Origin of the sequence: Candidatus Phytoplasma gossypii (assembly GCF_030586975.1) — a bacterium.
In the GTDB taxonomy this organism is placed as follows: domain Bacteria; phylum Bacillota_I; class Bacilli_A; order Acholeplasmatales; family Acholeplasmataceae; genus Phytoplasma; species Phytoplasma citri.
This window is the reverse complement of the sequence record NZ_JAOSIT010000033.1, coordinates 1-5,523: the sequence shown is the minus strand read 5'-3', so window position 1 is coordinate 5,523 and position 5,523 is coordinate 1. Positions and strand designations below refer to the sequence as shown.

The 5,523-nt window shown below is 32.7% G+C and carries 6 protein-coding genes and 2 pseudogenes; all 8 read right to left on the bottom strand.

Annotation, left to right across the window (positions count from 1 at the left end; genetic code table 11):
• Positions 1-380: pseudogene (locus OC698_RS02555) on the bottom strand (hypothetical protein); the annotation flags it as partial.
• 12 nt (positions 381-392) lie between these two features.
• Positions 393-1,895 carry a replicative DNA helicase gene (locus tag OC698_RS02550; protein ID WP_304513147.1) on the bottom strand — a complete coding sequence of 501 codons (1,503 nt, stop codon included), beginning with the start codon at positions 1,893-1,895 and terminating at the stop codon, positions 393-395.
• The gene (locus OC698_RS02545; protein ID WP_304513146.1) at positions 1,895-2,524 is read right to left on the bottom strand and encodes a hypothetical protein; all 630 of its coding nucleotides are present in this window, start codon (positions 2,522-2,524) and stop codon (positions 1,895-1,897) included. The genes OC698_RS02550 and OC698_RS02545 overlap by 1 nt, the downstream gene beginning before the upstream one ends.
• Complete coding sequence (locus OC698_RS02540; RefSeq protein ID WP_304513145.1) at positions 2,525-2,695, bottom strand: hypothetical protein; 171 nt, start codon at positions 2,693-2,695, stop codon at positions 2,525-2,527.
• A complete protein-coding gene (locus tag OC698_RS02535) occupies positions 2,695-3,306 on the bottom strand; it encodes a dTMP kinase (RefSeq protein ID WP_304513144.1) in 612 nt (203 codons plus the stop codon). The genes OC698_RS02540 and OC698_RS02535 overlap by 1 nt, the downstream gene beginning before the upstream one ends.
• Before the next feature lie 30 nt (positions 3,307-3,336).
• The gene (locus OC698_RS02530; protein WP_304513143.1) at positions 3,337-3,975 is read right to left on the bottom strand and encodes a DUF2963 domain-containing protein; all 639 of its coding nucleotides are present in this window, start codon (positions 3,973-3,975) and stop codon (positions 3,337-3,339) included.
• Positions 3,976-4,049: 74 nt separating this feature from the next.
• Positions 4,050-4,691 (bottom strand): YqaJ viral recombinase family nuclease, encoded by a 642-nt coding sequence (locus tag OC698_RS02525; protein ID WP_304513148.1) that lies wholly within the window; start codon positions 4,689-4,691, stop codon positions 4,050-4,052.
• A gap of 479 nt (positions 4,692-5,170) precedes the next feature.
• Positions 5,171-5,523 (bottom strand): annotated as a pseudogene (locus OC698_RS02520) (hypothetical protein); the annotation flags it as partial.

Sequence of the window (5,523 nt, the reverse complement as noted above, 5' to 3'; positions counted from 1 at the left end):
GGATTGCCAAAAACTAGATTTTTTGTTTTATTTTTGGGTTCAAAATCTAAATAATCAGAAATAAAATAATCTTGATTAAGTTCGGGATTAATTTCAACTCCAATTCTTTTCTGGGGAGGCATTTTACGATAAAAATTTCCTGTTCCAGCAGACGGCTCAATAAAAAAAAATTCATTAAAATCAAGATCTAATTTTGGCAATTCTTTTTTTAAGGTTTCGAAACACCAATCAACTGTTTTTTCAGTTGTATAAAATTCATCAAATTTTCTTTTTTGTAAGGGATTATTAAAAATATCTATTTGCGTTTTATATTGTTCATTATTTAAACAATCGTTAACAACGTCAAAAACATTAACTTTCTCGCGATTTGATTTTTTCATCTTTTTCTCCTTTTAATCATCTTCATCATCATCTTCAGCATAAGGTAAAACATAACCGATTTCTTGAAAGGTTTGGGTAGTCATTTCAAAATGATAAAGCAAGTCTTTTTTGGCGCCACTCCGATTCTTTTTAATCGCTAATTCAATGATTTTTTGGGATTCATGACCACGCGCTTTAGCATATAATTGTTGGCAATCATAATTATAAATATTAAAAGGCTTTTCGCGGGTTTTACTTAATTTCGGTTGGAATTCCGCCATCATTAAGACCAGATCGGAATTGGTTTCGATGCCCCCACTCCCTTTTAAAGCGGTAATCGTGGGGGATTTTCCTGAATAATTATGGTAAGTATCGCGGGAAAATTGGGAGAGAATAATAACGACGATCTTTAATTCCACAGCCAGTTTTTTTAATTTCGTCATAATTTCGTCAATGGCCAGACGATCATTTTCTAAATGATGAGTCGCTTTGGTAATTTGGAGATGATCAATCACCACCATCTCTATTTGTTGTTCTAAATGACGCCGATAAACTAAATCCAGGATATAATCAATGTTTCTGGTAGGATCATAACTAAAAGTAATCTTGAGATTGTTCAAGAAAGGTTGGACTATTCTCATCCTTTCCTTGTAAAGGGCAGGGGAAATGCCTGTCTCTTCCCAATTTTTGGTAAAAATAACTTCAAGGGGGATTTGGGTTAAGTTCGCTAATAAACGACTTAAATTTTCCGCTAAAGTCATTTCATAAGAAAAGACCAAGATCGGCGGGTAATGAATTGCTTCTTGACAATTAGTTCGGGAGATATCTAAGAGCAGATGGTAAACAAAACTAGTTTTCCCTAAACCCGTATAACCGCCAATCGTAATCACTTGGCCTTTTTTAAAGCCGTTAGTGGCTTGATTTAAACCGCGGAAGTTCTGGGAAAAACGGTAATATTCGGCGCTGATCGTTTCTTGGGCTTGGCGATCAGTGTTAAAAAATTCAGGATGAACGGTAGCCATTTGGGAGATTGTGAATAAGGTTTGGTCAGAATGGGGGGGAAGCCAAGCCATAAATTTTCTTAATTTAGCGAAAATTTCTTGGTAGTAAAGATGACGATGATAAGGATCGGGATGGTCAAAAGTAGGTTTAATTATTTTTAAGAGTTGTTGGAAGAGTTTTTCTTGGGTATAAGTGTGTTTTAAGTTAGTTAAGCAATCTAGGTTATTTTCTTGGCAAAGATCATCATTTAAAAAATCTAAAGATGTGTTAGTAAAATGATCTTGAGGAAAATGGGTTTGGAGATAAGTTAGTAATTGGGAAATGAGCGCAGCGGATGATGGGCTTTGATCCACGGGATAAGGAGGAGTATTTTCTAAAGTTAAATATTTTAAGGCTTGAAAGATTTGACGATGTTGGGGCTCGAAAAACCATTGGGGATCAATTAGGTCAAAATAAAACTGTAATTGTTCCCTTTTGTTTTGGTTTAGATAGGTGATAATTTGTTTTAAGGCTTTTTGTTCATTGGTTAACATTATCGCTTAATTCCTTTTTCTTTTTTAATGATATTAATATCGGGAAAGGGAATAAATTGGTTTATCCTTAAAGTGTGTAAGAAGTGGTTAGCGCGCGGAGAAAATAAGTCAATAACTTGATTAATCCCGAGGATTTTGCCTTGGGTGATTTTCTTGTTTAATCTTTGGGTTTCAGTTGCGTTATTAGTTAATAAATAAAATTCAAAACGCGTATCGAGTTTTTTGAGTTGTTGGGCTTCCACTACGGCTTGTTTATAACGGTCCCGTAAACAAGTTTTAAAATTAAACGCGATAATTCGTTTGGTTTTCGTAAATAACACTAAATCAAATTTAATATCAGGGATAAAGAATAAATAAGCTTGAGGATATAAATGAATGATTCCTTGGTTTTGAAAATAGAATAAAATAAGATATTCATTGATTTTACCGCGAATTACTTTTTGACTTTGGGAGTTGTAGTGGTGATTGATGAAATATTGATTTAAGAAATGATGATGTTGGCTCATATATTCCTGAAAAGGATGGTGGAAAAGAGGAGGGTCAATAATCAGTTTTGTGATTTGAACACATAAAGAATGCGGCTTAAAAACTTTAATCTGTTCAAAAGCTAAATTAGTTAATGCTTTCATTTATTTTTTTCCTTTCTTAATAAAAAAAGACCTTTTTAAGGTCTTTTTCGTCTTAATGTTTTTGGTTTTCCAAGTGACAGTGCCATCAGGTTTGATGGTTTTAATTTTGCCGTTGCTATAATAGATATATAAATTACCATTTTGACATTTTTTCTTAACGATAATAGCCATTATTTGCTTGCTCCTAAATATTTCATAATTTTTTTGATATTGGATGGTATGGGATCATTTCCGTTTAAGATTAATTTTTTCATGCCCCTAGTATAATGAGTGAGATAATGTTGGTATCCTTGGCGAACGGTTTGAAAATAAGTTAACGGTTTTTGTTCGATGAAATCACTTTGGTGATTTTTTTGGTTTTCTTTACGGGTTATGCCAACAAGGGGCTCAATATCTAAATAAATTAATAAATCAGGTTTGCTTAAGATAGTTTCATGATGAATCTGAAAAATCTTTTTTAACGATAAAAGTTGTTGCTTTTCTTGAGAAAAAGGAAATAATTGGTAAGCATAGGTAGATGGCAACCAACGATCGCAGATAATTAATGGGTGGTGGTTAAATAATTCCGCTTGGATTTGGGTCATATTAGCCAAACTTAAATAAAAACGGGTCAGATAATCTACTTGGGGAAAATTTAAAAATAAATCTCGTATTTCTTTACCAATCGTGCTACTGCCTAATCCTGGATAAACTTTGGGAAAGGGAGTCAATTGGTGACTAAGCGCCTGAATTAGTGTTGTTTTGCCACTCCCATCTAAGCCTTCAAAAACAATTAATTTCATTATAGTTTCTCCTTTTTTTTGAGGGATTTTTTAAAGATAATAAATGTTTTTAATAGGTGCGCCAGTATTTCGATCATATTCCTTTATATAATCAATATTTTTTCCGTCGGCTCGATACACAGTTTTTTTTATCTTTCTCCCAGTGTCTTTATCGTATTCAAATATACTATGAATAGTTTTGCCGCCTGTTCTATATTTGATTTGTTTAACTTGATTTCTAGTTTTTTTATCGTATTCGTTTACATAAGCAATAGTTTTGCCGTCAGATCGATAATGAGTTCTTTTAGGTTTATCTTTATCGTATTCATCGACATACCAAATAGTTTGGCCATCCGAACGATAGGCGATTGCTTTCATAAATGCGCCAGTGTTTTTCTCAAATTCGGCAATATAATGGATAATTTGGTCATCAAACTGACAATATCGGGTTTCTTTGGTGGCTTTACCAGTCACTTGATCGTATTCAATCATTTGATCGATAACGAAATTTTGATGATATTTGATTTGTTTTAATTTGTGACCAGTTAAGGGATTATAATGCATGATATAATTGATCGCGTCAGTGCCGCGATAATAATGTATTTCGGTGATTAATTGTTGGTGGGGGTTGTATTTTTGGATCACTTTACTTCCGTAATCGTCAATAAATTCTTTTTTGGTGGTTTTCATGGTTTTCTTCTTTTAATCTCAATTTGGGCATAAAAAAAGACCTTCTGATGAAGGTCTCAAAAAGTATTAATTAATTATTTAATTTTACTTAATTGTTTTAAATAAGTGGTTTGAGCTAATTCTTGTTTAGTGTTGTTTAAAAAGGCTAAGTATTTTTGACTATCTTCAATCATTTTCGTGATAAAGGTTTGTTCTTGATAAATCCGCACCACATAATAATGAGTGTCCTGAAAATAAACTAAAAAGTAAGCGAATTTTGCTCGGGAACAAAAAAGTTGGCATTGGACTTGGGCCCAGTAGTATTGAGGGATATTTTCTAACTCAGGGCAAGTTAAAAAACTAGTCCAAGTTGATGAGACTTCTTGGTTTTCATTCACAAAAGGACATTTAATTTCTAAAACAGCTTGATGTTGTTCGTTGTAACCATCTAAAGAAGCAGAAAAAAGGTGAACTTGATCATCGACAAAGATAGCATCTTCGAAAGGTAAATGAGTTTTTTGGCTGAAAAATGCTCTGGCAATCGGTTCCATTTTTTGTCCATGGAGAGTATATTGGTTAGCGGTAAAAGGGGCGCCAAAGAGTTTATCATGGACTAACTGTTCCATGGAACGAAAAGGATCTAATCCAGTAATGGAGGCAATTTCGGAAGCGTTAATATATTTTTGACGGTGTTGGTACCATAATTTGGTCCGTTGATTTAAATTTTTAATGCGCATCATAATTATTCTTTCTTAAAAATTTTTTTCAATAATAATAACAGATATTTTCCTAAATAATAAAAGAAACACAAAAGGTGATAAAAAACTTTAAGGATAAAATCAATTAAAGATAATAAATGGGGAAGAAATAATAAAATAATTGTGAATAAACCTAAATTTAACCATTGATTTTGGTAAGTTAAGAAAGAACTACTTATTCGTTGAAGCAGATGGTTTATCTTGGTTAACCAAGGATCAAAGAGATGCCACATGATGATTCGGTTACTTGGTGGTTAAATATTGGTAAAATTGGACCATGATGCTTTTTTGGAGGTGGCGGATACTTAATTTAACGGTAAAAAGATAGAACTTAACGGCATAACAAATGGTGGTTAGCGGAAATAACAACAATAAGGTAATGATAAATAAAAGGAGATTATTTGGTAAAATTGGTAAGATTTTATTAATGAACATAGGTTTTTATTTCCTTTCTAGGTTTATGTTAATTCTGGAGGTTTTAGAGGGGGACGAGTAGTATCTAAAAATTGGCAATATACTTGAGAACATGGTTGATCATCAATCATCCATTCATCTTTCATATACCAAGGATTTTCTTTATAAGAATACCAATGACTTTTCCCGTTTTCATCATAAAGCGCGCGAGAAGAACGACCTATTTTGTCACGGATTTCACCTTCTGAATAATAATTACCATATTTGATGTAACATTGTCTCATCCAACTTTTCCATTTTTCGCAATATTGTTCGGCAAGTTGTGATTGTGATTTTGTATTTCCGCATAATAATAAATAATGGCAATCATTTGTGTCAAATTCATGTTTGACAACTT